Source organism: Azospirillum endophyticum (assembly GCF_016595245.1).
GTDB lineage: Bacteria > Pseudomonadota > Alphaproteobacteria > Azospirillales > Azospirillaceae > Azospirillum > Azospirillum endophyticum.
This window is the reverse complement of record NZ_JAENHM010000018.1, coordinates 18,456-45,297: the sequence shown is the minus strand read 5'-3', so window position 1 is coordinate 45,297 and position 26,842 is coordinate 18,456. Positions and strand designations below refer to the sequence as shown.

The following is a 26,842-nucleotide window of genomic DNA, read 5'->3' as shown; positions in this document are numbered from 1 at the left end:
TGCCCGCCCTCATCCAAGCTGATGGCGCCTATGCATGAAGGCAGTGGGGAGACAGAGCGAGATGCCCAAATACCTGATCGGGCTGTGCGTCGCCGCCGGGTTCACCGCAACCGTGACCCTCGGTACGGCGTTCGGCCAGCAGGATGCCGCACAAAAACCGGCGCAAGGCCAGACATCGGAAAACCAAGCCGCGGCGAAGCCCGCGACGGCGAACGAGGCGGCTCAGCCCTCGCAGAGCGGCAGCAAGGCACAGGAAGCGAAGGTCGCCGAACCGGAAGAATTGACCGATGACCAGGGCGTGCCGCTCTACGCGGTCCGCGACGGCAAGGTGGACCAGGGGACCTACAACGGCTATCGGCGCTATGCTTCGTCCTGCCATGTCTGTCACGGGCCGGACGGGCTCGGTTCGTCCTTCGCACCGGCGCTGGCCGATTCGCTCAAGCGGATGGACTATTGGCAATTCACCGACGTGGTGACCAACGGCCGCAAGAACATGGGCTCCACCGGCGACAAGGTGATGCCGAACTTCGGTTCCGATCCGAACGTGATGCTGAACCTCGCCGACATCTACCGCTACCTCAAGGCCCGTTCCGACGACAAGATCGGCCGCGGCCGACCCGAGCGGTTCAAGTCGCCGTCGTGAGGCCGCGATGAACCGCCGGCTCCCCTCCCCGAGGCATGCCGTTTTCGTGGCCGTCGCGCTCTGCGTGGCGGCCATGCCTGTCGGACGATCCGCCCGAGCGGCGCAGGCGGAAGGCATTCCTACCGAGGTGCTGCGTGTCTGTGCCGATGCCAACCTGCTTCCCTTCTCCAACGACCGCAGGGAAGGATTCGAGAACCGGATCGCCCAGTTGATCGCCGATGATCTGAAGGTGCCGCTGGCCTTCACGTGGTGGCCGCAGACCATCGGCTTCGTCCGCAACACGCTGCGCACCCGCCAATGCGACCTGGTGATGGGAACCGCGGTCGGCGAAGAGCTGATGCAAAACACCAACCCCTATTACCGCTCCACCTACGCACTGGTCTACCGCAAGGATTCCGGGATCACGGCGAAGACGCTGGCCGACCCGTCGCTGCAGGGCGCACGCATCGGCGTCGTCGCCCGCACCCCGCCATCCGCCGTGATGCTGCGCCACGGGCTGACCAACCTGGAGCCCTACCAGCTCGACACCGACACGCGCGCCCATCACCCCGCCGAACAGGCGCTGCAGGACGTCGCGGCGGCGCGCACCGATGCCGCCATCCTCTGGGGTCCCATCGCCGGCTATTTCGCCACCCGGCAACAGGTGCCGATGGTGGTCGTGCCGCTGATGGACGAGCCGGGGGCATCGCCCTTCCAATACATGATCTCGATGGGCATCCGCCCGGACGAGCCGGACTGGCGGCACTGGCTGAACGACTTCATCGTCCGCCGCCAGGGCGACATCGACCGCATCCTGGCCGAATACCATGTCCCGCTCGCCAATGCCGACGGGACCATCCGGGCGGAGGTGGCCGAACCTGACGGCTATCGCATGGCCGACTACCGGGCTCCGACCCCGCCCGCCCTCCGTGGCGCCGAAACGGTCGGCCCGGCGGAGGTCGAACGGCTGGCGAAGGCCGGCGCCATCCTGATCGACGTCCTGCCGAGCCCTCCGAAGCCGGAAGGGCTGACGCCGGACAGCCGCTGGGTGCCGCCGCCGCATCACAGCCTTCCCGGCGCGCATTGGCTGCCGAATGTCGGATACGGCGCGCCGTCGGTGGAACAGGAGGCCTATTTCCGCACCAGCCTCGAGGCGCTGACCGCAGGCGACCGCAAGCGCCCGTTGGTGGTGTTCTGCCAGCCGGATTGCTGGATGAGCTGGAATGCCGCCAAGCGCGCGATTGCCTTGGGCTATCAGGCGGTCAAGTGGTATCCGGCCGGCACCGACGGCTGGAAGGCCGCGGGCCATGATCTCGCCACGGTCGAGCCGGAACCCGGTTCCGGAACCCGGCCCGAACCCAAAATGGCGAACTGAGTGACCGACTCAGGACAGAAGCGCCGACAGCATCCGGGCGATCTGGCCGAGCCGCTGCTCGATCCGGGCCGGCTGCTCGCACACCGCGCCCTGCGCGCGCCGACGGTCGTCGAGGATGCGGCGGTTCCAGGCGATGGCGTCCTTGATCTCCTGCGTACGGGATGCATCGCCCGCTGCGGCGTCGAGATCGCGCAAAGCTGCGGCGATGCGTTCGCGCAGAGCCCGCTGGTGCTGGGCATAGCGCTCGATCGAGGCGATGGCCGCGGTGCGCTGGCGGTCCAACGTCTGGAAGGTTCCGGCGAAAACCAGGACCAACTTGCGGTCCCGCTCTCGCTCCGCTTCCTGTTTCTCTTCTGGTTTCCCGCCTTGCTTGATCGGGCCAGCCAGCGCTTCGGCCTCCGGTTCCAGGGTGGCGGGGTCGACGTTGTCGTCGGCCGCGCGCCGCACCAGGGTGGCGACCACCGCATCACGCTGCCACGCATCTCCCAGTCCGTCGATCGGCGGACCGTCCCAGACGGAGGCCGGCGACAAAGCCGGAACCAGGATTTGCGGGCAGGGCCAATCGGGATTCTTCGGATCCTGCGCGCCGGCGGCAGCAGGCGCCCCGACGATCATGGTCGTTGCCAGAAGCGCGGCGAAGGCGGTCCCCGGGACGAAGGAAATTCGTTGCATGGCATGAATGATGGCGCCACCAACGATCCGGCGCAATCGGAACCGGTGCGCAAAAGGAGAAGCCCGATGGATCATGTGGGGAGGAGAGCCGGAGCCGCTATCATCGCCATAGCCGCATTGGGCCTGACGGCGGCGTTTGCGGTGGCTTTTGCGGCGGCACCCGCATCGGCGCGGACATTGGTGCTGGATCTTGAACTGGAGGACAGCAGCGGCGAGGCTCCTTCGGCGAACCATGCGGAGTGGTTGAAACGCGTCAGCGGGGAGCTCCGTGATGGATTGAATGCCAAGGGTTACGACGTCGTCGACGGGGCCACCATGGCCCGGCTGGTGCCGCCGGGGACGGAAATCAGGTCTTGCGACGGCTGCGAACGAGACATCGCGCGTGCGGCCGGCGCCGATCTGGTCGTCTTCGGCATCGTCCGCAAGGTCAGCAGCCTGATCCTGTGGATCGGCGTCGTCGTCGAGGATGTCGCCACCGGCCAGACGGTGACGATGGCGCGGGGCGACATCCGCGGCGACAATGAAACCGCCTGGTCGCGCGGTGTCGGCTGGCTGGTCGAGCATCGGCTGGCGGACCATGCTCCGGCCAAACGATGAGTGGCCATATGCCGCCGGATCGGGCGGCGGGGAGAACCGAGAAATGCCGGACGAATCCCAGAGCGGCTACAGCAGCATCATGAACGTCCTGCGGCCACCGCCGCGCACGGCCGCCGTGACGCGGCGTTACGATCTGGTGCTGCGCGACTATGTCGGCGATTTCCGCATCGGCGTCTGGGACCATGAAAAGACCGGCACCCAGCGCGTGCGCGTCAGCCTGACCGTCACCGTCGAAGTGCCCAACCGTCCCTTCGTCGACGATCTTGATGCGGTCGTCTCCTACGAATACCTGATCCAGGGTGTCGAGGCGTTCAGCCGAAGTCCCCACATCCAGCTTCTGGAGGTGCTGGCGGAAAAGCTGCTGGCGCTGTGCCTGTCGCCGCCGCAGGCGGTCTTCGCCCGGGTACAGGTGGAGAAGCTGGAGATCCTTCCCCAGGCGGCCGGCGTCGGCGTGGTGCTGACCGGCGCGCGGGACCAGCCGCGATGACGGGGAGCTTGGTCGCCGAACCGGCAGCCGAGACGTCGCGGCGCAATTCCATCGTTCCGGACGCGCGGGACCGGGAGGCGGCATGGCCCGGCACATCCTTTTCCTGACCGGCTCCCTGGCGGAAGAGCGGCTGCGGCAGGTCCTGGAATCGCTCTCCCCCCTGCCCTTCGAGACGACCATCGTCAATCTCGGCGTCAAGGTCGCGGCACTCGCCACCACCGACATCGTTCTGCGGCGACTGGACTCCGCGCGCGGCGCCGACCTGATCCTGCTGCCGGGCAGGTTCCGCGGCGATCTCGGCGCTCTGGCCGAGCATTTCGGAACCGCGGTCGAACGCGGCCCGGACGAACTCGAGGATTTGCCGCAATTCTTCCAACGACAGGCCCGTCCCCTCGACCTCAGCCGCCACGACACCTGCATCTTTGCCGAGATCGTCGACGCACCGTCGCGTGAAATCGGCGCCATTCTGGCCAAGGCAGCGGAGCTTCGCCGCGACGGTGCCGACGTCATCGACCTCGGCTGCCTGCCGGACACACCCTTTCCCCATCTGGAAGAGGCGATCGACGCGCTGCACGGTGCCGGGTTCACCGTCAGTGTCGACTCCCTGAATGCCGAAGAGCTGCGCCGTGCCAACCGGGCCGGTGCAGACTATCTGCTCAGCCTGACCGAGGAGACGATCCATCTTGTCGACGAGGGAGGGGCCGTACCCGTGCTGATCCCGACCACGCCGCGCGATCTCGACAGCCTCGGCCGGGCCGTCGACGCCATGTTTGACCGCGGCCGTCGCTTCCTGGTCGATCCGATCCTGGAGCCGATCCACCATGGCTTCACCCAGTCCCTGCTGCGCTACCATGCGGTGCGGGAGCGCTGGCCCGACGCCGAGATCCTGATGGGCATCGGCAATGTCACCGAGTTGACCGACGCCGATACCTCCGGCATCACCGCCGTGCTGATGGGTGTGGTTTCGGAGCTGCGCATCGGCAATGTGCTGGCGGTGCAGGTCAGCCCGCATTGCCGCCGCGCAATCCGCGAGTTCGACACGGCGCGGCGTCAGTTCTTCGCCGCCCGTGCCGCGCACAGCATGCCGCGCGGCTTCGGCAACGGCCTGCTCTGCCTGCGCGACCGCCGGCCCTTCGTCCGCAGCGCCGAGCAGATCGCGGAGACCGCCGCGCGGATCCGCGATCCTAACTACCGTGTGGAGGTCAGTGCCGAGGGCATCCACCTCTACAACCGTGACGGCCTTCACCGCGCCACCGATCCCTTCGACCTGTTCCCCAAACTCGATCCGACGACCGACTCCGGTCATGCCTTCTACCTGGGGGTGGAACTGGCCCGGGCACAAATCGCGTGGCAGCTCGGCAAACGCTATGCCCAAGACAGCGAATTGCGCTGGGGGGCCGCGACCGATGAGCCGCGGGAGGACCCCAGCGCCTTCCACGCCACCGGCCCGACCAAGCGAAGCGACCCATGCCCCTGATCCGCGAGACCATCATCACCACGACCGGCGTCGACGGGCGGCCTCATGTGGCACCGATGGGGGTGACCGTCGACTTGGATGGTGACGGCGAACGGCTGGTGCTGGCCCCGTTCCGGCCGTCGCGGACGTTGGACAATTTGCTCGCCCGGCGCTGCGCCGTCGTCAACCACACCGACGATGTCCGGGTCTTCGCCGGCTGCATCAGCGGACGCCGCCGGGAGTGGCCGACCGTTCCGGCGGACAGGATCGACGCACCGCGCCTGGCCCACTGCCTGTCGCACGAGGAAATAGCGGTGGTGGAGATGGAGAACGATCCGGTACGCCCGCGTTTCCATTGCCGCACCGTCCATGCCGCGGCGCATGCCAGCTTCCGCGGCTTCAACCGGGCGCAGGCGGCGGTGATCGAAGCCGCCATCCTGGTCAGCCGGCTGCACATGCTGCCCATGGACAAGATCGCGTGCGAGATCGACTATCTGACCATCGCCATCGGCAAGACCGCCGGCCCGCCGGAACTGGAGGCCTGGGATTGGCTGATGGCCCGCATCGCCGCTCACCGCGCGGGAGAGGATTCATGACCGGATGGCTGGCCAGTGTCGCGAACGCGGCGGAAATCTCGCTGATCCTGCCGACGGCACCCGACATCCTGGACCTGAAGGACCCCGCCGCCGGGGCACTCGGCGCCTGGGACGCGGGGGACATCGCCGCGGCGGTGCGGGACTTGGCAGCCAATCAGCAGCGGCCACGGTTGAGCGCCACCATCGGCGACCATCCGATGCGGCCCGATGCCGTGCTTCCGGCAGCACGCCGGATCGCGGCCACCGGGGTGGATTTCGTCAAGATCGGTTTCGCGCCGGACGGTGCGCCCGACCGCTGCATCGACGCGCTGGCACCGCTTGCGGCGGAGGGGGCGCGGCTGATCGCCGTGCTCTTCGCCGATTTGTGGCCGGGCGATCCCTGCTGCCTGCCGATCGACCGGCTTGCCGCCGCCGGCTTCCGCGGGGCGATGCTGGACACCTCCGGCAAGCGCCATGGCCTGCGCCACCACTGGAACGATGCGCAGTTGGGTGCCTTCGTGTCCTGCGCAAAGGCGCATCATCTGTTGACCGGGCTGGCCGGGTCGTTGCGGGTTTCGGACATCCCGGCCCTGTCAGCCCTGGCGCCGGACTATCTCGGCTTCCGCGGTGCTCTGTGCGGCGGGGAGCGGACCGCCGGCATCGACCCACAGGCGGTGACGCGGGTCGCCGCCTGCATGGCCAAATTGCCCATCGCTACTCCGCCGCCTCCGCGATCTCTGCCCGTTCGATCTTGATCGCGCAGTATTTGAACTCCGGGATCTTGCCGAATGGATCGAGCTGCGGATTGGTCAGAACATTCGCCGCCGCTTCGGCATAGGCGAAGGGAATGAAGACCAGCCCGACCGGCATGCGGTCGTCGATGCGGGCCTTCAGGCGAATGGTGCCGCGGCGGCTGGATACCAGCATGTAATCGCCGGTCCTCATGCCGGCACGGGTGAGGTCGTGCGGCGAGACATAGGCGACCGCCTCCGGTTCGACCGCATCCAGCACGCTCGACCGCCGGGTCATCGAACCGGTATGCCAGTGCTCCAACTGGCGACCGGTGGTGAGCACCAGCGGATAGTCGAGATCGGGCGTCTCCGCCGGATTGATCGGCCGCGCCGGCACGAAGCGCCCGCGGCCGGACTTGGTCGGGAAGCCGTTGCCGAAGACGATGTCATGGCCGGCTTCGTCCGGACCGTCCACCGGATAGGTGACGGACTCCTCGCGCTCCACCCGCTCCCAGGTGATATTGGCGAGCGACGGCATGGCCCCGACCATCTCCGCGAACACCTCCGACACATGGCTGTAGGTCCAGTTCAGGCCCAGCCCGCGCGCCATGTCCTGGATGATCCAGAGATCCTGGCGCGCCTCGCCCGGCAACGGCACCGCCGCGCGGCCCATCTGGACCTGCCGGTTGGTGTTGATGACGGTGCCGTCCTTCTCCGGCCAAGCCGAGGCCGGAAGCACCACGTCGGCGTATTTCGCCGTCTCGGTCAGGAAGATGTCCTGGACCACCAGATGGTCCAGCATGGCCAGCGCCTCGCGGGCGTGGGTCACGTCGGGATCGGACATCGCCGGGTTCTCGCCCTCGACATAGAGCCCGCGGATCCGGCCGTCATGGATCGCGTCCATGATTTCGACGACCGTCAGTCCGCGTTTGCCGTCCAGCTTGGTGCCCCAGTAATTCTCGTAGAAGGACTGGACCTCCGGGTCCTCGACCGACTTGTAGTCGGGGTAGAACATCGGGATCAGGCCGGCGTCGGACGCGCCCTGGACGTTGTTCTGGCCCCGCAGCGGATGCAGGCCGGTGCCGGGGCGGCCGATCTGGCCGGTGACCAGCGACAGCGCGATCAGGCAGCGGCTGTTGTCGGTCCCGTGGATGTGCTGCGACACGCCCATGCCCCAGAAGATGATCGACGATTTGGCCCGGGCGAACAGCCGCGCCACCGTGCGCAGGGTGGCGGCTGGAATGCCGCAGACCTTCTCCATCTCCTCGGGCGGGTAATCCTTGACCGTTTCGGCCAGCGCCTCGAAATCCTCGGTGTTGGCCTGGACATACTGGCGGTCGTACAGCCCCTCCGCGATGATGGTGTGGAGGATGGCGTTCAGCATCGACACGTCGCGGCCCGGCGTGAACTGCAGCATGTGGGTGGCGTGGCGCGCCATGGCGAGCCCGCGCGGATCCATGACGATCAGCTTCGCCCCACGCTCCGCCGCGTTCTTGAAGAAGGTCGCGGCGACCGGGTGGTTCTCCGTCGGGTTGGCGCCGATGATGACGATGACCTCGGCATCCTCCGCCGCCATGAAGGGAGCCGACACCGCCCCCGACCCGACGCCCTCGATCAGCGCCGCGACCGAGGAGGCATGGCACAGCCGCGTGCAGTGATCGACGTTGTTGGTGCCGAAACCGGTGCGGACCAGCTTCTGGAACAGGTAGGCCTCCTCGTTCGACCCCTTGGCCGACCCGAAGCCGGCCAGCGCGTTGCCGCCGCGCTCGTCCCGGATCTTCCGCAGCCCCCCGGCCGCTGCGGCCAGAGCCTCGTCCCAGCTCGCTTCGCGGAAATGGGTGAAGGGATTCATCGGGTCGATGTCGACGTCGTGCTTCGACACGCCCTCCTTGCGGATCAGCGGCACGGTCAGCCGGTCGCCGTGATGGGCGTAGTCGAAGCCGAACCGGCCCTTCACGCACAGGCGGTTCTGGTTGGACGGCCCGTCGCGGCCGTCGACGGCGACGATCTTGTTGTCACGCACCCGGTAGGTCAGCTGGCAGCCGACCCCACAATAGGGGCAGACCGAATGGACCTCGCGGTCGGGGGCGTTGGCGTAGACGCCCTTCTCGTCCACCAGGGTCGCCGGCATCAGCGCGCCGGTCGGGCAGGCCTGCACGCACTCGCCGCAGGCCACACAGGTGGACTGACCCATCGGGTCGTCGAAATCGAAGACGATCTTTTCCAGATGCCCGCGTGCGGCCATGCCGATGACGTCGTTGACCTGGACCTCGCGGCAGGCGCGGACGCACAGGTTGCAGTGGATGCAGGCGTCGAGCTGGACCGCCATCGCCGGGTGCGACATGTCGTCGGTCTTGGTCGGCCTGTCCACGGCCGGGAAGCGGCTTCCGGCAACCTCGACCTTGTCGGTCCAATTCCAGAAGGTCGAATTGGGGTCGTGCGCGGCCTTCCGCTCCGGCTGGTCGGCCAGCAGCAGTTCGAAGACCAGCTTGCGCGAGGCCTTGGCACGCTCCGATGCGGTGCGCACCGTCATGCCGGGCTTGGGCTTGCGGATGCAGGAGGCGGCGAGCACGCGCTCGCCCTCGATCTCCACCATGCAGGCCCGGCAGTTGCCGTCCGGCCGGTACCCCGGCTCCGGCCGATGACAGAGATGCGGGATTTCGGTACCGAGCCGGGTGGCGACCTGCCAGATCGTCTCGCCGTTGCGTGCCTCGACCTCGGCGCCGTCCAGGGTGAAAGTGATGCCGTTGGACATGTCGGTCTCCTTACCCCTGCGACCCGGTTGCGGCTTGGCGCGACACGAAGTCCTCACGGAAATGCTTCATCACGAGCTTGATCGGGTTCATCGCCGCCTGCCCCAATCCGCAGATCGACGCGTCGCCCATCACGGTGGCGAGCGCTGCAAGCAGCTCCTCATCCCATTCCGGTTCGCTGATCAGGCGCACGGCCTTTTCGGTGCCGACCCGGCAGGGCGTGCATTGGCCGCAGCTCTCGTCCTCGAAGAACTTCAGCAGGTTGAGCGCCACGTCGCGCATGTTGTCCTTGTCCGACAGCACGACGACGGCGGCCGAGCCGATGAAGGAGCCATGCGGTTCCAGCGTGCCGAAATCGAGCGGGATGTCCGCCATCGACGCCGGCAGGATGCCGCCCGAGGGGCCGCCGGGCAAGTAGCCCTTCAGCGTGTGGCCGTCGGCCATGCCGCCGCAGTATTGGTCGATCAGCTCCTGCAGGGTGATGCCGGCCGGGGCCAGCTTGACCCCCGGCTCCTTCACCCGGCCGGAAACCGAGAAGGTGCGCAGCCCCTTGCGCCCGTTCATACCGTGGCCGGCGAACCACGCCCCGCCCTTCTCCAGGATCTCGCGGACCCAGAACACCGTCTCGATGTTGTTGATCAGGGTCGGGCGGCCGAACAGACCGACCACCGACGGGAAGGGCGGCTTGTGACGGGGCAGTCCGCGCTTGCCCTCGATGCTTTCCAGCATCGCCGATTCCTCGCCGCAGATGTAGGCGCCGGCGCCTCGCCGCAGATGGATGCGGGTGTGGCGGGCAAAGCCGGCGGCCTCGACCTTCGGGATCTCGCGCAGCAGGATTTCCCGGCATTGCGGGTACTCGTCGCGCAGATAGATGTAGACGTCTGTCGCCTCCACCGTCCAGGCGCCGATCAGCATACCCTCCAGGAAACGGTGCGGGTCACGCTCCAGGTGGAAGCGGTCCTTGAAGGTGCCCGGTTCGCCCTCGTCGCCGTTGATCGCCATCATGCGCGGTCCCGGCTCCGCCCGGACATAGCGCCATTTCAGGCCGGTGGGGAAGCCGGCGCCGCCCAGGCCGCGGATGCTGGAATCCTCCAGCCCCTTCAACACGGCATCGACGTCGCGCGCGCCGTTCAGGCATTCGGCCAGCATCTTGTAGCCGCCGCCGCGGATATAGGCGTCGAAGCCCAGATAATCGGGGATGTCCGGATGGACATGGCCATGGGCGACGGCATCGAGCACGCTGTCCACCGTGGCATTCTCGTGCGGGGCATGGCCGATCGCCACCACGGGCGCGTTGTTGCAGCCACCCATGCAGGGCGCGCGCAGGATGCGGACATCGCGCTCGTCGACGCCGGCCTTCAGCGCATCGTGGAGCTGTTCCGCCCCGGCGAGCGCACAGCTCAGGGAATCGCAGACACGGATGGTGAGCTTCGGCGGTGCCGGCTCGCCGTCCATCACGATGTCGAAATGGGCGTAGAAGGACGCCACTTCGAACACCTCGACCAGCGCCAGCCGCATCTCCTTCGCAAGTGCGGCGAGATGGCGGGCATGCAGGCAGCCGTAATGGTCCTGAAGCAGGTGGAGATGCTCGATCAGCAGGTCGGCCTGACGAGACCGGTCGCCGAGAAGCGCCCTCACCTCATCAAGGCTGAGTGGATCGACCTGACGGCCCTTCTGCTGGTCGCGCGTCTTGCGGCGGCCGGAGCCGGGATGGATGCTGCGGGCAGGAACGCCGCCGGGCGGCGTCGCGCTGATGATCGGGGGGAATGCGGTCACGGCGGTTCTGGCCTCTGCTGGGTGGTTCGCGCTTCTGGCTGTCGCGATCCCAAGTTCCTGGCGTGTCGTATACCAGATGCCACGCTAACGCATCCGGTACCGAATGTCAGCAATCTAAATTATCCTCAGCTTCGGCCGAATGGGAATGTCGGATGGGGTGAGGCAAGATTCCGATGAACGGCCTCCAGCGCGTCCGGAAGGTCGGTGAAGCGGTCGATCACCAGATCGGCGGAAAGGTCGGCTGGTTCGCCGCCATAACCGTAAGAAACGAGAATGGACACAATTCCGGCGGCATGGGCGGCGGCAATGTCGTTGGGACCGTCCCCCACCATGATCGCACCGGCGAACGGCCCACCCAGCGCAGTCAGCACGGCAAGCAGAGGTTCCGGTGCCGGCTTGCACTGGGGCAGGCTGTCGCCGCCGACGATGGCGCCGAAGAAGGGCAGAAGCTCCAATTCATCCAGCAGGTCGCGGGCGATCGCTTGGGGCTTGTTGGTGCACAGGCCGATGGGATGACCGGCACCGGCCAGCCGCGCCAGCGTCCGCGGCACGCCGGGATAGATGCTGCCGGGGTCGGCGGGAAGCACGGCGTAGAAATCGAGGAAACGGGCCAAAGCCGGCCCGACCTCCTCCCTCGACAGCGCACGGCCGGTGGCGGCGAAACCACGCTCCACCAGCCGCCGGGGCCCGTCGCCGATGAAGGAGCGCAGCATGGCGTCGGTCACCGACGTCCGACCCCATTCGCCGAGCAGGCGGTTGAGGGCCTGGCCCAGATGGGGGACGCTGTCGATCAGCGTTCCATCCAGATCGAAGATCACCGGCGCCGGTCTTGCCAACTCCCTCTCCCTCAGCCGGACGCCATCATCACCGGCGATCGTCGTTCCATCGCCGCAGATTCGAGCACCGCGGCACGGGCGGCCATGCGCTCCAGCGGCAACGGCACGATGCGGTCGGCCTGCCCAGCCGATCCGAAGGCCTCGAACCGGTCCCGGCACAGGGCGCCGGCGGCCCTGGTCGCTTCGGCCAGGAACTTGCGCGGGTCGAACTCCTCGGGCCGCGTCATCATCGCGCGGCGCAGGCTGCCGCTCATGGCAAGGCGGATGTCGGTGTCGATATTGACCTTGCGCACGCCGTTGCGGATGCCCTCGCGGATTTCCTCGACCGGTACGCCATAGGTCTCGCGGATGCTGCCGCCATGAGCGCGGATGATCTCCAGCCACTCCTGCGGCACGCTGGAGGACCCGTGCATCACCAGATGGGTGTCGGGGATGCGGTCGTGAATGGCACGGATGCGCTCGACGGCCAACACCTCGCCGTCCGGGCAGCGGCTGAATTTGTAGGCGCCATGGCTGGTGCCGATGGCGATGGCGAGCGCATCCACCCCCGTCCGCGCCACGAAGTCCGCCGCCTGCTCCGGATCGGTCAGCAACTGGTCGCGCGACAGCGTGCCGGCGGCGCCAGAACCGTCCTCCTCCCCTGCCCGGCCGGTCTCCAGCGAGCCGAGACAGCCCAACTCGCCCTCCACCGACACGCCGACGGCATGCGCCTGCTCCACCACCTGCCGGGTGACGCGGATGTTGTAGTCATAGCCGGCCGGCGTCTTCATGTCGTCCAGCAGCGAGCCGTCCATCATCACGCTGGTGAAGCCGGAACGGATGGCCTGCTGGCAGACGGCCGGGCTGGCGCCATGGTCCTGGTGCAGGCAGACGGGGATGTGCGGCCACATCTCCACCGCCGCCTGCACCATGTGGCGCAGGAACGGCTCGCCGGCATATTTGCGCGCGCCGGCGGAGGCCTGGAGGATCACCGGGCTGGCGCAGTCGTCCGCCGCCTGCATGATCGCCTGGATCTGTTCCATGTTGTTGATGTTGAAGGCCGGCACGCCATAGCCCTGCTCGGCCGCATGGTCGAGGAGCTGTCGGAGGGAGATCAGGGCCATCGCGGGAGGTCTCCGGTTCAGGATCGGGAATTCAGGACTGGGGCAAGCAGAGGCGCTGGGCGCGATCCGCCACCGCGTCCGCCGTAATGCCGAAATGGCGGTAGAGGTCGGGAGCGGGAGCGGACTCCCCGTAGCGGTCCAGCCCGACCACGTCGCCGTCGAGCCCGACAGTGGCGCGCCACAAGCCGGTCGCCCCGGCCTCCACCGCCAGCCGTGGAACACCGTCCGGCAACACAGTCCGGCGCCATGCCGGATCCTGCCGCTCGAAGACCTCGCAGCAAGGCATAGAGACGACACGGGCGGCGATGCCCCGGTGGATGAGCAGAAGCCGCGCCTCCATGGCGATGGGCACTTCCGACCCGGTGGCGATCAGCACCACGTCGGGCTTCCCGTCATCGGTCAGCACATAGCCACCGCGGGCGGCATCGCGCACCCGATCCGCGCCCTGCTGGGCCGGCAAGGTCTGGCGCGACAGCAGCAGGGCGGTCGGTCCGTCGAGCCTCTCGACCGCGGCACGCCAGGCAATGGCAGTTTCCAGGACATCGCAGGGGCGCCAAACGTCGAGATTCGGCATCAAGCGCAGGCTGGCGGCATGCTCGACCGGCTGATGCGTCGGGCCATCCTCGCCAAGGCCGATGCCGTCATGGGTGAAGACATGGACGACGCGCAGCCCCATCAGCGCCGACAGCCGCAGACCGTTGCGGGCATAGTCGGAAAAGGCCAGAAAAGTACCGCCGAAGGGAATGATGCCGCCATGCAGCGCCAGGCCGTTCATCACCGCGGCCATGCCGAACTCCCGCACGCCGTAATGGAGGTGGCGGCCGCCGCTTCCCGGCCAGTCGGTAAGATTGGAGCCGGTCAGATCCGCCGATCCGCCCAGCAGTTCGGGCAGCAGGCTCGCCAACATCCGGATGGATTGCTGGGAGGCCTTGCGCGTCGCCATCGATTCCGCCCGCTCCGCGACGGTGGCGATCCAGGCGTCGACTGCGGCGGCGAAACTCTCCGGCAACTCGCCCTGCATCCGCCGCAGGAATTCGGCGGCAGCCGACGGATGGGCGTCGGCATAAGCGTCGAAGCGGGCCTGCCAGTCGGCCTGTGCCGCAGCGCCACGCCGCCGGGCATCCCAACCGGCCCGCACCTCTTCCGGCAACACGAAGGGCGGAGAGGCCCAACCGAGTGCGGCTCTGGTCTCGGTGACCTCGGCCGCGCCCAGCGGCGCCCCATGCACGTCCGCCGATCCGGCCCGGCTGGGAGAACCGCAACCGATCACCGTCTGGCAACAGATCAACGTCGGCTTGCCGCAGGATGTCAGCGCCTCATCGATGGCGGCATCCAGCGCGTAGGCATCATGGCCGTCGACCTCGCGGAGCACCCGCCAGCCATAGGCTTCGAAGCGCCGCGGCGTGTCGTCGGTGAACCAACCGCTCACAGGACCGTCGATCGAAATGCCGTTGTCGTCATAGAAGACCACCAGCTTTTCCAGCCCCAGCGTGCCGGCGAGCGAGCAGGCCTCGTGGCTGATGCCCTCCATCAGGCAGCCGTCGCCGACGAAGCAGAAGGTTCGGTGATCGACGATCCGGTACCCCGGCTTGTTGAACTCCGCCGCCAGCAGCCGTTCGGCCAGCGCCATGCCGACGGCGTTGGCGAGACCCTGCCCCAGCGGACCGGTGGTCGTCTCCACTCCCGGCGTGACGCCATATTCCGGATGCCCCGGGGTGCGCGAGCCGAGTTGCCGGAAACGCCGCAATTCTTCCATCGGCAGGTCGTAGCCGGTCAGGTGCAGCAGGGCGTAGAGCAGCATGGAGCCGTGCCCGTTCGACAGCACGAAACGGTCGCGGTCGGGCCAGCGCGGATCGGCCGGGTTGTGGCGTAGATGGCGGCGCCACAGCGCCTCGGCGATATCGGCCATGCCCATCGGCATGCCGGGATGGCCGGAGTTCGCGGCCTCCACCGCATCGATGGCGAGCACGCGCAACGCGTTCGCCAGCATGCGGCGGCCGGAGCCACGGTCAGGCATGTCGGGCGGCAAGGCAAGCCGGCCCTGTTCGCGGACCTCGACGGCCGCGGTGACGGATGCATCCATGGTCGGCGTCCTCCCCGATGTTGCTTTCCAGCGTTCCTCAGAACGCCTTCTTCTTGCGGTCGGCCAGCTGCCAGATCATCGGCGTGAAGATCAGCTGCATCGCCAGCGCCATCTTGTCGCCCGGACAGACGATGGTGTTGGGCCGGGTCATGAAACTTTCCTTCAGCATCGACAGCAGATAGGGAAAGTCGATGCCCTTCGGCCGGGTGAAGCGGATGACCAGCATGCTCTCGTCCGAGGTCGGGATGTCGCGGGCGATGAAGGGGTTGCTGGTGTCCACCGTCGGCACGCGCTGGAAATTCACGTCGGTGCTGCTGAACTGCGGGCAGATGTATTTCACGTAGTCGGGCATGCGCCGCAGGATGGTGTCGACGATGGCCTCTTCCGAATAGCCGCGCATGTTGCGGTCGCGGTGGATCTTCTGGATCCATTCGAGGTTGACGATGGGGACGACGCCGATTTTCAGGTCGGCGTGGCGGGCGAGATCGACGCGGTCGGTGCGCACGCAGCCGTGCAGTCCCTCGTAGAACAGCAGGTCGGTCCCAGGGTCGATCTCCTCCCACGGGGTGAAGGTGCCGGGATCCCGGCCGTAGGGAGCAGCCTCCTTCTCGTCATGCAGATACCGGCGGGTCCGGCCGCCGCCGGTCTCGCCATAGCTGCGGAACAGGTCGTCCAACTCCTCGAACAGGTTGGCGTCGGGGCCGAAATGGCTGAAGGTCGAATGGGGGCTCTCCTGCGCCTCGGCGACCTTGGCGCGCATCTCCCGCCGGTCATAGCGGTGGAAACTGTCGCCTTCGACGATGGCCGCGGCGATACCCTCCCGGCGGAAGATCTGTTGGAAGGTGCGGGTAACGGTGGTCGTGCCGGCACCGGAGGAACCGGTGACGACGATGATCGGGTGACGGGCCGACATGGCATCCTCCTCCTTCAGCCGAGTGCCGCGGTTTCCGAGGCCAGGAACAGCGACCGGCTGCCGAACAGCGGCGCGTGGAAGGACAGTTCCTCCCCCCGGTCGTAGGCCGCGTGGTAGGCGACCAGCCGCTCAACCTCCGCCTTCGAGCCCAGGATCACCGGCACACGCTGGTGCAGGGCCATCGGCTTGATGTCGAGGATGCGCTGCCGTCCGGTGCTTGCCGCCCCGCCGGCCTGCTCCACCAGCATGGCGATCGGGTTCGCCTCGTAGAGAAGGCGCAGCCGGCCGGGCTTGTGGGTGGGCCGGGCGTCGCGCGGATAGAGGAAGACACCCCCGCGGATCAGGATTCGGTAGACTTCCGCCACCAGGGACGCGATCCAGCGCATGTTGAAGTCCGCCTCGCGCGGGCCGGAACTGCCCTTGATGCATTCCTCGACATACATGCGCACCGGCGGCTCCCAAAAGCGGGCGTTGGAGCTGTTGATGGCGAACTCGCAGACATGATCGGGAATGCGCATGTCCGGGTGGGTCAACGTATAGGCGCCGATCTCGCGGTCGAGCGTGAAGCCGTGCACGCCCTCGCCGAAGGTGGCGATGATCATGTCGGCCGGGCCGTAGAGGGCGAAGCCGGCCGCCACCTGCTGGGTGCCGGGCTGTAGGAAATGTTCGACCTCCGGCTCGTCCACGCCGTCAGGTGCCTTGAGGATGGAGAAGATGGTGCCGACCGTCAGATTGACGTCCACGTTCGACGAGCCGTCCAGCGGATCGAAGGCCAGCAGATAGCGGCCGCGGGGATATTCCCGGGGGATGCGGTAGGGCTCCTCCATCTCTTCCGACGCCATGCCGCAGAGCTTGCCGCCATACTCGCAGGTGCGCAGCATGATCTCGTTGGCGATCAGGTCCAGCGGCTTCTGCGTCTCGCCATGGACATTGACGCCTGGCTCGGGGGCCGAAACGGCGGGCTGGCCGGCCACCGGCGACAGCGACCCGCGGGCGGCGGCGCGGGCGATGAACTTGCACGCGGTCTGCACGTCGTTGAGCAGGGCGGTCAGGTCGGTGTCGGCTCCGCCGCGGCGGCGCTGGTCCTCGATGATGAATTTGCTGAAGGTCGTGTGACGGTGCGGCATCGGTTCCCCCTCTCTCGTGTTTTGCACGGCCGGCTTGTTGCCGGCCTATTGTGTGAAGACGCGGCTCCGGCGGATGTCCTCCTCGGCGATGGTCAGCAGGTCGGTGGCGCCGATGGCGCTGCCGCGCGCTTCGAATAGGCGGTTGGCCTGCCGCAGCCGGGCGCGGTCCAGCGCGTTGCGGATGGAGCGGGCGTTGGCGAAGCGCGGCTGCGCCATGCGGCGAAGGATGTAGTCGGCCATCGCCCGTTCGGCCTCTGGCTCCAGGCGGTACTGCATATCCGCCGTCATCAGCCGGGCGATCTCCAGCAATTCATCGGCTTCGTAATCGGGGAAATCGACATGGTGGGCGATGCGCGATGCCATGCCGGGGTTGGAGCGGAAGAAGACCTCCATGCGGTCCCGATAGCCGGCAAGGATCACAACGAGGTCGTCGCGGTTGTCCTCCATCACCTGGAGCAGGATTTCGATGGCTTCCTGGCCGTAATCGCGCTCGTTCTCCGGCCTATAGAGATAATAGGCCTCGTCGATGAACAGCACGCCGCCCATGGCGCGCTTCAGCACCTCCTTGGTCTTGGGTGCCGTGTGACCGATGTACTGGCCGACCAGATCGTCGCGGGTGACGCCGACCACGTGGTCGCGCCGGATGTAACCCAGCCCGTGGAGAAGCCCGGCCATGCGGCGAGCCACACTGGTCTTTCCAGTACCGGGATTACCGGTGAAGCACATGTGCAGCGACGGCGGTTCCGCCTTGAAGCCGATGCTGCGGCGTGCGCGTTCCACCAGCAGCAGGGCAGCGATCTCGCGGATGCGCGTCTTCACCGGCGTCAGGCCGACCAGTTCGCGATCCATTCCCGCCAGCATCCCGCAGATGCCGGACTCGCGATAGAGTGCGTCGAGGTCGATCAACTGATTGTCAGGTGGTCGGTCGCGGGCTTCGGGGTCGAGCAGGTCGGCGGCTTCGCTCATGCCACCCTCCATGCCGGTGCGGTCAACTCCGCCGGCTGCGCATTCAGCGCGGCGCGCATGCGGCCGACCACGCCGCGATAGCCGCCGTCGGCGTCGGGCGCGCCGAAGATGGCGGAGCCGGCGACGAAAAGGTCTGCCCCGGCATCGGCGACAGTGCGGATGTTGTCGGGCTTGATGCCGCCATCCACCTCCAAGCGGATGTCGCGGCCGGTGCGCTCGCGGTGACCGTCGATGCGGCGACGGATTTGGGCGATCTTATCGAATGCCGACGGGATGAAGGACTGGCCACCGAAACCGGGATTGACCGACATGACGAGGATCAGATCCAGCCGGTCCATCACATGGTCGAGATGGGTCAGCGGCGTGGCCGGATTCAGCGCCAGACCGGCGCGGCAGCCCAGCTCGCGGATCAGGCCCAGGGTCCGGTCGGGATGATCGGATGCCTCGGGGTGAAAACTGATGATGTCGGCACCGGCCTTGGCGAACAGCGGCACCAGCGCATCGACCGGCCGCACCATCAGATGCACGTCGATGACGGCGCGGGTGCGCGGGCGGATGGCGGCGCAGACCAGTGGACCGATGGTCAGATTGGGAACGTAATGATTGTCCATCACGTCGACGTGGATGACTTCGCATCCGGCCTCCGCCACCCGCTCCACCTCCTCGCCCAGCCGGGCGAAGTCGGCGGAGAGGATCGAGGGGGCGAGGAGATGTCCGGCCCCAAGCTCACGTTCCATGACGGGTCTCCCCGCCATAGCGCTCCCCGGAAGGACGACCGGTGGCATAGCTGCGCACCGTATAGCCGATACGCCGCCCCGGTCCTTCGGAACGCAGCAGCTCGAAGCCGGGCTCCTCGGCCGGGCGGTTGATCAGGTAGGACATGCGCACCGTCTCGAAGCCGTGCGAGCTGTCGAAGGCGAGCACCTTGACGTACTGGTCGGGATGGGCGGCGCGGCAGGCGTCGATCTCCATCATCACGCCCTTTGCGTCGCGCAGATCGAACATGGGATTGCCCCACATCGTCCAATAGCTGTTGCGCGGATGCGGATCGTCGGTGAACTCCACCGCCACGGCCCAGCCCTGGTCGAGGGCGTATTGCACTTGGCGGGTGATCTCCCCGTCCGTCAGGTCCGGCAGGAAGGAGAACTGGCCCTGTGTCAGTCGCATGGAATTCTCTCCTTCTCACATCGCCGTTGTGGGGGTGGGGACGTAATCGACGCTGTCGGTGGAGGCGTAGTCGAAGGTGACGTCCTTCCAGGTGTCGAGCGCCGCCCGCAGCGGAGCGCACCAGCGGGCGGCGTCGCGCAGGATCTCCGGCCCTTCGTTCCAGATGTCGCGCCCCTCGTTGCGCGCCTTGACCATCACCTCCAGCGCGACGCGGTTGGCGGTGGCGCCGGCCTGGATGCCGTCGGGATGGCCGATGGTGCCGCCGCCGAACTGCAGGACGACGTCCTCGCCCAGATACGCCAGCAACTGGTGCATCTGCCCGGCATGGATGCCGCCGGACGCCACCGGCATCACCCGTTTCAGCCCGGCCCAGGGCTGGTCGAAGAAGATGCCATGCTGGAAATTCTGCGCGACATGGGTCTCGCGGCAGGTGTCGTAGATGCCGCGGATGACGTTGGGATCGCCTTCCAGTTTGCCGACGACGGTACCGGCATGGATGTGGTCGACGCCGGCCATGCGCATCCACTTGGCAATCACCCGGAAGGACACGCCGTGGCTCTTCTGCCTTGTGTAGGTGGAATGGCCGGCCCGGTGCAGGTGCAGGATCATGTCGTTGCGCCGCGCCCATTTCGCCATCGACTGGATCGCGGTGTAGCCGATCACCAGATCGATCATGATGACGACGCTGCCCAGCTCCTTGGCGAACTCGGCGCGCTCGTACATGTCCTCCATGGTGGCGGCGGTGACGTTCAGGTAGGTGCCCTTGACCTCCCCGGTCTCGGCGATGGCGCGGTTCACCCCCTCCATGCAGTAGAGGAAGCGGTCGCGCCAATGCATGAAGGGCTGCGAGTTGATGTTCTCGTCGTCCTTGGTGAAGTCGAGCCCACCCTTCAGCGCCTCGTACACCACGCGGCCGTAATTGCGGCCGGACAGGCCCAGCTTGGGCTTCATGGTCGCGCCCAGCAGCGGCCGGCCGAAATTGTTCAGCCGCTCGCGCTCCACCACGATGCCGGTGGCCGGTCCCTGGAAGGTCTTCAGATAGGCGACGGGGATCCGCATGTCCTCCAGCCGCAGACCCCTCAGCGGCTTGAAGCCGAAGACGTTGCCGATGATCGACGCGGTGAGATTGGCGATCGACCCTTCCTCGAACAGGTCGAGTTCATAGGCGATGTAGGCGAAATACTGGCCGGGCGTGCCGGGCACCGGATCGACGCGGTAGGCCTTGGCGCGATAGCGCTCGCAATCGGTCAGCCGGTCGGTCCACACCACGGTCCAGGTGGCGGTGGAGCTTTCGCCGGCGACCGCGGCCGCCGCTTCCTCCGGATCGACGCCGTCCTGCGGCGTGATGCGGAAGACGGCGAGCACGTCGGTGTCCTTCGGCTCGTAGTCCGGTTCCCAATAGCCCATCTGGCGGTATTTCAGTACGCCGGGCCGGTAACGGGCCTTGGGGTCGCTGACGACCGCGTTGCCGGCCTTCTGGTCAGGAGTGAGCGTCGTCGATACGTAATTCATCGTCTTCACCTCGCCGATGGCGTTAGGTTCGTTCCGATGAAAATGTTAGCCACACGCACTGTTGAGGAAAATTCAAATACACAGCACAGTATGGATAGGAATCCCTGATGACTGGAGCGGCCGTTGACCATCCAGCACGCCACCCTGCGCCAGCTCCAGATCTTCACCGCCGCCGCCCGCAGCCTGTCCTTCGCCCGGGTGGCGGAGCAGTTCGGCCTGACCCCCGGCGCAGTCTCGTTCCAGATCAAGCAGGTGGAGGGCCACTGCGGCTTCCCACTGTTCGAGCGGATGGGACGAGGCGTCGTGCTGACGGAGGCCGGACGTGATTTGCTGGACCATGCGGCACTCGTCCTCCAGGCGCTGGACAATGCCGACCGGCGGATGCAGGCGCTAAGGGAGGTGACCGGCGGCAACGTCACCATCGGGCTGGTCAGCACCGCCAAATACATCGCGCCGCACATGATCTCCCGCTTTCGCGAGGAGCGGCCGGGCGTGTCGATCCATCTCCAGGACGGCAACCGGCGGGAGGTGAACGCGATGGTCGCCAAGGGCGAGGTCGACCTCGCCATCATGGGCCGTCCGCTGGACGAGGAGGAGTTGCTTGGCGAGCCCTTCGCCCGCCATCCCAGCAGCATCATCTGCGCGCCGACCCATTGCTTGGCCGACGCCCCGGCCCTGCGCTTGTCCGATCTGGCCGGCAGCGGCTTCATCGCGCGGGAGGAAGGGGCCGGCACGCGGGCGCTGACCGACGCTTATTTCAACAGCCGCGGCTTCACGCCAAACATCGTCATGACCTCCAGCAGCAATGAGACGATCAAGCAGGCGGTCATGGCCGGCATCGGGATCGCCCTGCTGTCCCGCCACACCGTAGACCTGGAACTGGCACTGGGCATGCTGCGCGAGTTGAAGGTGGAAGGGCTGCCGCTGATGCGGTCCTGGTACATCGCCCACCGCCGCAGCCTGCCGCTGCTGCCGGTGCATGCGCAGTTGCGCAGCTATCTGCTGGAGCGTGGACAGGCGATCATCGACGGCCTCCAAGCCGGTCACCAGGCACTTGCCTCTGGTGCCGGCAAACCAAAATCCTCGCCCAGGGTTTGAGCACATTGCACCGAACCCATGCGGATGCACGCCTCTTAGCCATTCCCGCCCGGGGCTCCGCTGATCCGGTATCGTCGCTTTCCGCGATTCCCACCGCCCTTTCCCGGTCCCCACCATTGGCCTGTTTTTTGCTTTGACGCTCACGGCGTACAATGAAGACGTACGACGGGCGACGCAAGAAACAGGATTGACAGGGGGCCGCAGCCCTCGTTAACGTCGGACAAAGAATTAATTAGTCGAACAATAAAATCGCCTAACTGACTGAAACAGGGCGTAGAAGAACCCCGAATGGGGGCAATCCCTGTGCACGCCTCCGGCATCGCCGGGGCCCGCGCAGGCGTGGGGTCACATGCAATTCCGCAAAACCACAAAATCTATGCGGATTTCCGCAAGGGACAGGAGGGTTAGAGATGTACCGCTACGTTCTGGGATGCGCGCTCACCGCAGGCGTCGCTGCGGCTGGTCCGGCCAATGCGCAGGACAGTGTCAAGATCGGTCTGGTCGAACCGCTTACGGGTTCCGTCGCCTACAACGGGAAGTCGGTGGTCGAAGGCGCCAAGCTGGCGGTGGAGCAGATCAACGCCAAGGGCGGCGTTCTCGGCAAGCCTGTCGAACTGGTCATCGAGGACGGGCAATGCGCTCCCGCCAATTCGGTGAACGCGGTCGAGAAGCTGGTGCAGAAGGACAAGGTGGCCGTCCTGGTCGGCGCCTTCTGCAGCTCTGCCACTGCGGCGATCATGCCGGTGGCGCAGAAATACAAGATTCCTTTGGTCACCGGCGTGTCGTCGAGCGCCGCCTTGACCGAGCAGAACAATCCCTGGTTCTTCCGCGCCGCCGAAACCGACGCGTTGATGGCCAAGGCCTTCGCCAAGATCCTGGCCAACGATCTGAAACTGAAATCCGTCGCCTATGTCGGCGTCAACGACGATTGGGGCCGCGGCGGGGTGGAGGAATTCTCCCGCGACCTGTCGGCGCTGGGCGTGAAGACGGCCCTGACCGAATATTTCGACCACGGCTCCACCGATTTCTTCACCCTGCTGACCAAGCTGCGCGCTGCTAAGCCCGACGGCATCTTCGTCGCGGCCGAGACGCAGGACGGCTCCATCCTGGTCAAGCAGCTCCAGGAGATGGGAGTGCAGAGCAAGGTGTTCGGCGTCGGATCCTGGGCGACCGCTGACTTCATCAACCTGACCGGCGACGCGGCCGAGGGGATCTATGCCGCCGTTCCCTACGTCTCCAGCGTCGACACGCCGCGCAACCAGGAATTCGTCAAGGCCTATGAGGCCAAATACAAGGTGAAGCCCGGCAAGTATGGGGCAGCCGGCTACAACGCGCTGAACATCACGGCACAGGCCATCGCCCGAGCCGGCGGCACCGATGCGGAGGCCATCCGCACGGCGCTGGGAAAGACCGAGTACAAGGCGCCGAACGGCGAATACCGCTTCACCGCCAAGGGCCAAGCCTACGGCTTCGACGCCGTATTGGTGCGCATCGAAGGCGGGACGCCCAAGGTCGTCGCGTCGGCCCCCGTCGAAGCGCCGCAGTGAGGCGGCACGCCACAGCGAGGCTGAGACTGCAATGGATCTGTTCCTGCAATTTCTGACGAACGGGTTGGTGGTCGGCGTCTTCTATGCGCTGTCGGCGCTGGGACTGACGCTGATCTTCGGCCTGATGCGGGTGGTCAACTTCGCCCATGGCGAATTCTACATGCTGGGCGGCGTGGTCGGATGGTTCGCCACCACCTACCTCGGGCTCGATTTCTTCTCGGGGCTGGTGCTGGTGGCGCTGGCTATGGGCGGCTTCGGCTGGGTGGTGGACCGCTTCCTGATCGAGCGCGTCCGCGGCCAGGGCGAGGAGCCGGGCATCCTGCTGACCATCGGACTGTCGATCTTCCTGGTCAACATCACCCTCCTCGCCATCGGCCCGGCGCCGCTCAAGGTCACCCGCGCCATCACCGAGGGGCCGATCTTCCTCGGCCCGGTCACCATCACCAAGATGCGTCTGCTCGCCATGGCCATCGGCGTCACGCTGATCTTCGGCGCGCACGCCATCATCCATCGCACCCGGCTGGGCAGCGCCATGCGCGCCACCTTCCAGGACCCGATGGCCGCCAGCCTGGCCGGCATCCGCACCAAGCAGGTCTATGCCGCGACCTTCGCGCTCGGCTGCACCCTGTCGGCGCTGTCAGGCATGCTGCTGGCCAGCATCTATTCGGCCCAGGCGTCGGTCGGCGGGCTGGTCAGCCTGAAGAGCTTCGTCGTGGTGATCCTGGGCGGTATGGGCAGCTTCCCCGGTGCCATCGCCGGAGGCCTGCTGCTGGGCGTCGCCGAGGCACTGTGGGGCGGCTACGTCGCCACCGGCATGGTCGATATCATCGGCTTCCTGCTGGTCATCCTGATCCTGGTGCTGCGGCCGCAGGGTCTCTTCTCGATCCGGGCGGAGAGGGCCTGACATGACGCTCGAACGCAACATCCTCCTCGCCCTCGGGGTCCTGGCGGCGCTGCTGCCCTTCGCGGTCACCGACCAGTACGTCCTGCACCTCGCCGTCATGGCGATCTTCTACGCCATCCTCGCCAACAGCCTGAATCTGGTGGTGGGCTATGTCGGCGAATTCTCGCTCGGCCACACCGCCTTCCTCGGCACCGGCGCCTACACCGCGGCACTGCTGTCGGTGAATGCCGGCTGGCCTATGTGGGCGGCGGTGCCGGCGGCGGGCGTGGTGGCCGCCCTGTTCGGTCTCGCCATCGGTGCCATCACGCTGCGCCTGCAGGGCCCCTATTTCGTCATCGTGACCCTGTCCTTCGCCGAGGTGCTGCGCATCGTCGCCAACAACTGGATCGGCCTGACCAACGGCCCGATGGGGTTGGCCGGGGTCGGCCAGGGCGGGATCGCCGACAAGACCGTCTTCCTCGCCATCGTTCTCGGGCTGGCGGCGGTGACCTTCTACCTGTCCTACCGCTTCGTCTATTCCAACGCCGGCCGCGCCGCCGTGGCGGTGCGAGAGAACCGTTACGTCGCACAGTCGATCGGCGTGAACCCCTTCGGCACCGCCATGCAGGCCTTCGTGCTGGGCGCCTTCCTGGCAGGATTGGCTGGCGGCTTCTATGCCTTCTACATCTCCTTCGTCGGCCCGGAGGTGTTCCGCTTCTCGTTCATGGCGACGATCATCATCATGGTGCTGATGGGCGGCAAGGGCACGCTGCTGGGTCCCGTGGTGGGTGCGGTCATCGTCACCCTGCTGGAGGAATATCTGCGCGAGTTGCAGGAGCTGCGCCTCTCGCTGTTCGGGCTGATCGTCATGGCGATCGTGCTGTTCCTGCCCAACGGCCTGATGGGCTTCGTCGCCCGGCGCCGCGAACAGCGCGGCGACGCCCCGTCCCTTTCCCCCGCCATCGAGGAGCGCACCGTATGACCGCCCTCCGCATGACCGAACCGCTCCTGCGGGCCGAGAACCTGACGATGCGCTTCGGCGGCATCACCGCGGTGAAGCAGGTGGCGTTCGCGGTTGCTCCCGGCGAGATCGTCGGGCTGATCGGCCCCAACGGCGCCGGCAAGACCACCTGCTTCAACATGCTGACCGGCTTCTACGCACCGACCGAAGGCCGGGTATTTTTCAAGGGCACCGATATCACCAGCCACAGGCCGCACGCCATCGCGCGGCTCGGCCTGATCCGCAGCTTCCAGAAGACCAACGTGATGAAGCGGCTGACGGTCTTCGAGAATGTGCTGACCGGGCATTACATGGAAGGCCGGCAATCGCTGCTCGCCACCTTCTTTCCCGGCGAGAAGGTCCGCCGCGCCGAACGCGAGGCACGGGAGAGTGCGGCGGCCATCGTCGAGACCATGGGCCTGTCCCGCCGCATGAACGCCCCGGCGCATCTGCTGTCCTGCGGCGAGCTGCGCCTGCTGGAGGTCGCCGTGGCGCTGGCAGCCAAGCCGACCCTGCTGATGCTGGACGAACCGGCCGCCGGACTGAACAGCCACGAGGCCATGCTGTTCGGTGAGACGCTGAAGACGCTGATCGGCAAGGCCGTGCAGTCGCTGCTGATCGTCGAACACAACATGGAGCTGGTGATGGGCGTGTGCGACCGCATCGTCGTGCTGAACTTCGGCCAGATGCTGGCGGAAGGCGAGCCGCGCGAGATCCTGGACAACCCGAAGGTCGCCGAGGCCTATCTCGGCAAGGCGGCGGCATGAGCGCCATCACGATGGACGCCCCGGACGCGGTCGCAGGCAGAACAGAACCGGTGCTGCGGGTGCGGGACCTGCATGTCTCCTACGGCAGCACCGCGGCGCTGCACGGCATCTCGCTCGACGTCCATGCCGGGGAGACGGTGGCGCTGATCGGCGCCAACGGCGCCGGCAAGAGCACCACGCTGCGCGCTATCTCCGGCCTGCTGAAGGCGCGGTCGGGAAGCATCGCCTGGAACGGAAAACCGATCGCCAACCGCCCGCCGGAAGAGATCGTCGCCGCCGGCATCGCCCATTGCCCGGAGGAACGCCACGTCTGGTCGGGCATGACGGTGGAGGAGAACATCGCGCTCGGCGCCTATCTCTGCCGGTCGAAAGAGGAGGTGCGCACCCGCATGGGCATGGCCTTCCATCGCTTTCCGCGCCTGCGCGAACGGGCCAGGCAAATGGCGGGTACGCTCAGCGGCGGCGAGCAGCAGATGCTGGCCATCGCCCGCGCGCTGATGTCGGAACCGCGCCTGCTGATGCTGGACGAGCCCAGCCTGGGCCTCAGTCCGCGCATGGCCGACGAGGTGTTCGACGTGGTGCGCGCCATCAACGCCCATGGCGTGACTGTGCTGCTGGTCGAGCAGAACATCCACAACGCCCTGGCCGTCGCCAGCCGCGCCTATGTGGTCAAGACCGGCCGCATTGCCGCCGCCCGCCCTGCCGCGGAACTGCGCGGGGACCCGGAGCTGCTGAAGGCCTATCTGGGCGGCTGAGCGCCGAGAAACCCCCGAACCATCGGCGCCAAATCGCTGGC

Annotated in this window: 25 protein-coding genes; 13 read left to right on the top strand and 12 right to left on the bottom strand. The window is 66.9% G+C overall.

All coding sequences use genetic code 11. The features are described 5' to 3' along the window. Window positions 1–61 precede the first annotated feature (61 nt). Entirely contained in the window at window positions 62–643 is a 582-nt protein-coding gene (locus JHL17_RS05130; RefSeq protein ID WP_247893322.1) for a c-type cytochrome, read from the top strand. Window positions 644–689: 46 nt separating this feature from the next. Further along, window positions 690–1,997 carry a quinoprotein dehydrogenase-associated putative ABC transporter substrate-binding protein gene (locus JHL17_RS05125; RefSeq protein WP_345773753.1) on the top strand — a complete coding sequence of 436 codons (1,308 nt, stop codon included), beginning with the start codon at window positions 690–692 and terminating at the stop codon, window positions 1,995–1,997. 9 nt (window positions 1,998–2,006) lie between these two features. Here JHL17_RS05125 and JHL17_RS05120 read toward each other — a convergent pair whose 3' ends face one another. Next, the gene (locus tag JHL17_RS05120; RefSeq protein WP_247893321.1) at window positions 2,007–2,744 is read right to left on the bottom strand and encodes a hypothetical protein; all 738 of its coding nucleotides are present in this window, start codon (window positions 2,742–2,744) and stop codon (window positions 2,007–2,009) included. On the opposite strand from JHL17_RS05120, the gene JHL17_RS05115 reads away from it, so the two are divergent. The 5 genes from JHL17_RS05115 to JHL17_RS05095 all read left to right on the top strand — a co-directional run bounded on the left by JHL17_RS05115 (window position 2,736) and on the right by JHL17_RS05095 (window position 6,539). Continuing rightward, entirely contained in the window at window positions 2,736–3,266 is a 531-nt protein-coding gene (locus JHL17_RS05115; RefSeq protein WP_200190977.1) for a DUF3280 domain-containing protein, read from the top strand. The two genes, JHL17_RS05120 and JHL17_RS05115, sit on opposite strands and share 9 nt — an antisense overlap. 43 nt (window positions 3,267–3,309) lie before the next feature. Continuing rightward, the gene (locus tag JHL17_RS05110; RefSeq protein WP_200190976.1) at window positions 3,310–3,753 is read left to right on the top strand and encodes a dihydroneopterin aldolase; all 444 of its coding nucleotides are present in this window, start codon (window positions 3,310–3,312) and stop codon (window positions 3,751–3,753) included. 82 nt (window positions 3,754–3,835) lie between these two features. Next, window positions 3,836–5,230 (top strand): DUF6513 domain-containing protein, encoded by a 1,395-nt coding sequence (locus tag JHL17_RS05105; RefSeq protein ID WP_200190975.1) that lies wholly within the window; start codon window positions 3,836–3,838, stop codon window positions 5,228–5,230. Beyond that, window positions 5,221–5,805, top strand: a complete 585-nt coding sequence (locus JHL17_RS05100; protein WP_200190974.1) for a DUF447 domain-containing protein — start codon at window positions 5,221–5,223, stop codon at window positions 5,803–5,805. The genes JHL17_RS05105 and JHL17_RS05100 overlap by 10 nt, the downstream gene beginning before the upstream one ends. Further along, complete coding sequence (locus JHL17_RS05095; protein ID WP_200190973.1) at window positions 5,802–6,539, top strand: (5-formylfuran-3-yl)methyl phosphate synthase; 738 nt, start codon at window positions 5,802–5,804, stop codon at window positions 6,537–6,539. The genes JHL17_RS05100 and JHL17_RS05095 overlap by 4 nt, the downstream gene beginning before the upstream one ends. Here the strand turns inward: JHL17_RS05095 and fdhF are convergent. The 11 genes from fdhF to JHL17_RS05040 all read right to left on the bottom strand — a co-directional run bounded on the left by fdhF (window position 6,499) and on the right by JHL17_RS05040 (window position 20,751). Beyond that, the gene (gene fdhF / locus JHL17_RS05090) at window positions 6,499–9,270 is read right to left on the bottom strand and encodes a formate dehydrogenase subunit alpha (RefSeq protein ID WP_200190972.1); all 2,772 of its coding nucleotides are present in this window, start codon (window positions 9,268–9,270) and stop codon (window positions 6,499–6,501) included. The two genes, JHL17_RS05095 and fdhF, sit on opposite strands and share 41 nt — an antisense overlap. A gap of 10 nt (window positions 9,271–9,280) precedes the next feature. Further along, window positions 9,281–11,044: an NAD(P)H-dependent oxidoreductase subunit E gene (locus JHL17_RS05085; protein WP_345773752.1), complete on the bottom strand. Its 1,764-nt coding sequence runs from the start codon at window positions 11,042–11,044 to the stop codon at window positions 9,281–9,283. Between the two features lie 125 nt (window positions 11,045–11,169). Then, window positions 11,170–11,880, bottom strand: a complete 711-nt coding sequence (gph, locus tag JHL17_RS05080) for a phosphoglycolate phosphatase (RefSeq protein ID WP_200190971.1) — start codon at window positions 11,878–11,880, stop codon at window positions 11,170–11,172. Between the two features lie 11 nt (window positions 11,881–11,891). After that, complete coding sequence (gene fba, locus JHL17_RS05075) at window positions 11,892–12,983, bottom strand: class II fructose-bisphosphate aldolase (protein ID WP_200190970.1); 1,092 nt, start codon at window positions 12,981–12,983, stop codon at window positions 11,892–11,894. A 31-nt stretch (window positions 12,984–13,014) separates the two neighbouring features. Further along, window positions 13,015–15,066, bottom strand: coding sequence for a transketolase (gene tkt / locus JHL17_RS05070; RefSeq protein WP_200190969.1), 2,052 nt, complete (start codon window positions 15,064–15,066; stop codon window positions 13,015–13,017). A gap of 37 nt (window positions 15,067–15,103) precedes the next feature. Next, window positions 15,104–15,979, bottom strand: coding sequence for a phosphoribulokinase (locus JHL17_RS05065; RefSeq protein WP_200190968.1), 876 nt, complete (start codon window positions 15,977–15,979; stop codon window positions 15,104–15,106). 14 nt (window positions 15,980–15,993) lie between these two features. After that, window positions 15,994–17,106 (bottom strand): class 1 fructose-bisphosphatase, encoded by a 1,113-nt coding sequence (locus JHL17_RS05060; protein WP_200190967.1) that lies wholly within the window; start codon window positions 17,104–17,106, stop codon window positions 15,994–15,996. A 45-nt stretch (window positions 17,107–17,151) separates the two neighbouring features. Beyond that, entirely contained in the window at window positions 17,152–18,072 is a 921-nt protein-coding gene (gene cbbX / locus JHL17_RS05055) for a CbbX protein (RefSeq protein WP_200190966.1), read from the bottom strand. Beyond that, window positions 18,069–18,809, bottom strand: coding sequence for a ribulose-phosphate 3-epimerase (gene rpe, locus JHL17_RS05050; RefSeq protein WP_200190965.1), 741 nt, complete (start codon window positions 18,807–18,809; stop codon window positions 18,069–18,071). Before rpe ends, cbbX begins: the two co-directional genes overlap by 4 nt. Then, the gene (locus JHL17_RS05045; protein ID WP_200190964.1) at window positions 18,799–19,239 is read right to left on the bottom strand and encodes a ribulose bisphosphate carboxylase small subunit; all 441 of its coding nucleotides are present in this window, start codon (window positions 19,237–19,239) and stop codon (window positions 18,799–18,801) included. Before JHL17_RS05045 ends, rpe begins: the two co-directional genes overlap by 11 nt. A 15-nt stretch (window positions 19,240–19,254) precedes the next feature. After that, window positions 19,255–20,751 (bottom strand): form I ribulose bisphosphate carboxylase large subunit, encoded by a 1,497-nt coding sequence (locus JHL17_RS05040; RefSeq protein WP_200190963.1) that lies wholly within the window; start codon window positions 20,749–20,751, stop codon window positions 19,255–19,257. Window positions 20,752–20,874: 123 nt separating this feature from the next. On the opposite strand from JHL17_RS05040, the gene JHL17_RS05035 reads away from it, so the two are divergent. The 6 genes from JHL17_RS05035 to JHL17_RS05010 all read left to right on the top strand — a co-directional run bounded on the left by JHL17_RS05035 (window position 20,875) and on the right by JHL17_RS05010 (window position 26,801). Next, window positions 20,875–21,849, top strand: coding sequence for a LysR family transcriptional regulator (locus tag JHL17_RS05035; protein ID WP_247893320.1), 975 nt, complete (start codon window positions 20,875–20,877; stop codon window positions 21,847–21,849). Between the two features lie 410 nt (window positions 21,850–22,259). After that, window positions 22,260–23,396, top strand: a complete 1,137-nt coding sequence (locus tag JHL17_RS05030; protein WP_200190962.1) for an ABC transporter substrate-binding protein — start codon at window positions 22,260–22,262, stop codon at window positions 23,394–23,396. A gap of 31 nt (window positions 23,397–23,427) precedes the next feature. Further along, window positions 23,428–24,300, top strand: coding sequence for a branched-chain amino acid ABC transporter permease (locus JHL17_RS05025; RefSeq protein WP_200190961.1), 873 nt, complete (start codon window positions 23,428–23,430; stop codon window positions 24,298–24,300). A 1-nt stretch (window position 24,301) separates the two neighbouring features. Then, a complete protein-coding gene (locus tag JHL17_RS05020) occupies window positions 24,302–25,261 on the top strand; it encodes a branched-chain amino acid ABC transporter permease (protein WP_200190960.1) in 960 nt (319 codons plus the stop codon). After that, window positions 25,258–26,046, top strand: coding sequence for an ABC transporter ATP-binding protein (locus tag JHL17_RS05015; RefSeq protein ID WP_200190959.1), 789 nt, complete (start codon window positions 25,258–25,260; stop codon window positions 26,044–26,046). Before JHL17_RS05020 ends, JHL17_RS05015 begins: the two co-directional genes overlap by 4 nt. After that, the gene (locus JHL17_RS05010; protein ID WP_247893319.1) at window positions 26,043–26,801 is read left to right on the top strand and encodes an ABC transporter ATP-binding protein; all 759 of its coding nucleotides are present in this window, start codon (window positions 26,043–26,045) and stop codon (window positions 26,799–26,801) included. Before JHL17_RS05015 ends, JHL17_RS05010 begins: the two co-directional genes overlap by 4 nt. Window positions 26,802–26,842: the final 41 nt, after the last annotated feature.

What these genes read in the sequence shown, in the direction of transcription:
- JHL17_RS05025 (WP_200190961.1), top strand. Translation starts at nt 23,428, where the DNA reads ATGGATCTGTTCCTGCAATTTCTGACGAACGGGTTGGTGGTCGGCGTC.
- JHL17_RS05100 (WP_200190974.1), top strand. Translation starts at nt 5,221, where the DNA reads ATGCCCCTGATCCGCGAGACCATCATCACCACGACCGGCGTCGACGGG.
- JHL17_RS05010 (WP_247893319.1), top strand. Translation starts at nt 26,043, where the DNA reads ATGAGCGCCATCACGATGGACGCCCCGGACGCGGTCGCAGGCAGAACA.
- fba (WP_200190970.1), bottom strand. Translation starts at nt 12,983, where the DNA reads ATGGCCCTGATCTCCCTCCGACAGCTCCTCGACCATGCGGCCGAGCAG.
- JHL17_RS05105 (WP_200190975.1), top strand. Translation starts at nt 3,836, where the DNA reads ATGGCCCGGCACATCCTTTTCCTGACCGGCTCCCTGGCGGAAGAGCGG.
- cbbX (WP_200190966.1), bottom strand. Translation starts at nt 18,072, where the DNA reads ATGAGCGAAGCCGCCGACCTGCTCGACCCCGAAGCCCGCGACCGACCA.
- JHL17_RS05065 (WP_200190968.1), bottom strand. Translation starts at nt 15,979, where the DNA reads ATGTCGGCCCGTCACCCGATCATCGTCGTCACCGGTTCCTCCGGTGCC.
- JHL17_RS05040 (WP_200190963.1), bottom strand. Translation starts at nt 20,751, where the DNA reads ATGAATTACGTATCGACGACGCTCACTCCTGACCAGAAGGCCGGCAAC.
- rpe (WP_200190965.1), bottom strand. Translation starts at nt 18,809, where the DNA reads ATGGAACGTGAGCTTGGGGCCGGACATCTCCTCGCCCCCTCGATCCTC.
- JHL17_RS05115 (WP_200190977.1), top strand. Translation starts at nt 2,736, where the DNA reads ATGGATCATGTGGGGAGGAGAGCCGGAGCCGCTATCATCGCCATAGCC.
- JHL17_RS05030 (WP_200190962.1), top strand. Translation starts at nt 22,260, where the DNA reads ATGTACCGCTACGTTCTGGGATGCGCGCTCACCGCAGGCGTCGCTGCG.
- JHL17_RS05060 (WP_200190967.1), bottom strand. Translation starts at nt 17,106, where the DNA reads ATGCCGCACCGTCACACGACCTTCAGCAAATTCATCATCGAGGACCAG.
- JHL17_RS05130 (WP_247893322.1), top strand. Translation starts at nt 62, where the DNA reads ATGCCCAAATACCTGATCGGGCTGTGCGTCGCCGCCGGGTTCACCGCA.
- JHL17_RS05045 (WP_200190964.1), bottom strand. Translation starts at nt 19,239, where the DNA reads ATGCGACTGACACAGGGCCAGTTCTCCTTCCTGCCGGACCTGACGGAC.
- tkt (WP_200190969.1), bottom strand. Translation starts at nt 15,066, where the DNA reads ATGGATGCATCCGTCACCGCGGCCGTCGAGGTCCGCGAACAGGGCCGG.
- JHL17_RS05015 (WP_200190959.1), top strand. Translation starts at nt 25,258, where the DNA reads ATGACCGCCCTCCGCATGACCGAACCGCTCCTGCGGGCCGAGAACCTG.
- JHL17_RS05095 (WP_200190973.1), top strand. Translation starts at nt 5,802, where the DNA reads ATGACCGGATGGCTGGCCAGTGTCGCGAACGCGGCGGAAATCTCGCTG.
- JHL17_RS05110 (WP_200190976.1), top strand. Translation starts at nt 3,310, where the DNA reads ATGCCGGACGAATCCCAGAGCGGCTACAGCAGCATCATGAACGTCCTG.
- JHL17_RS05120 (WP_247893321.1), bottom strand. Translation starts at nt 2,744, where the DNA reads ATGATCCATCGGGCTTCTCCTTTTGCGCACCGGTTCCGATTGCGCCGG.
- fdhF (WP_200190972.1), bottom strand. Translation starts at nt 9,270, where the DNA reads ATGTCCAACGGCATCACTTTCACCCTGGACGGCGCCGAGGTCGAGGCA.
- JHL17_RS05020 (WP_200190960.1), top strand. Translation starts at nt 24,302, where the DNA reads ATGACGCTCGAACGCAACATCCTCCTCGCCCTCGGGGTCCTGGCGGCG.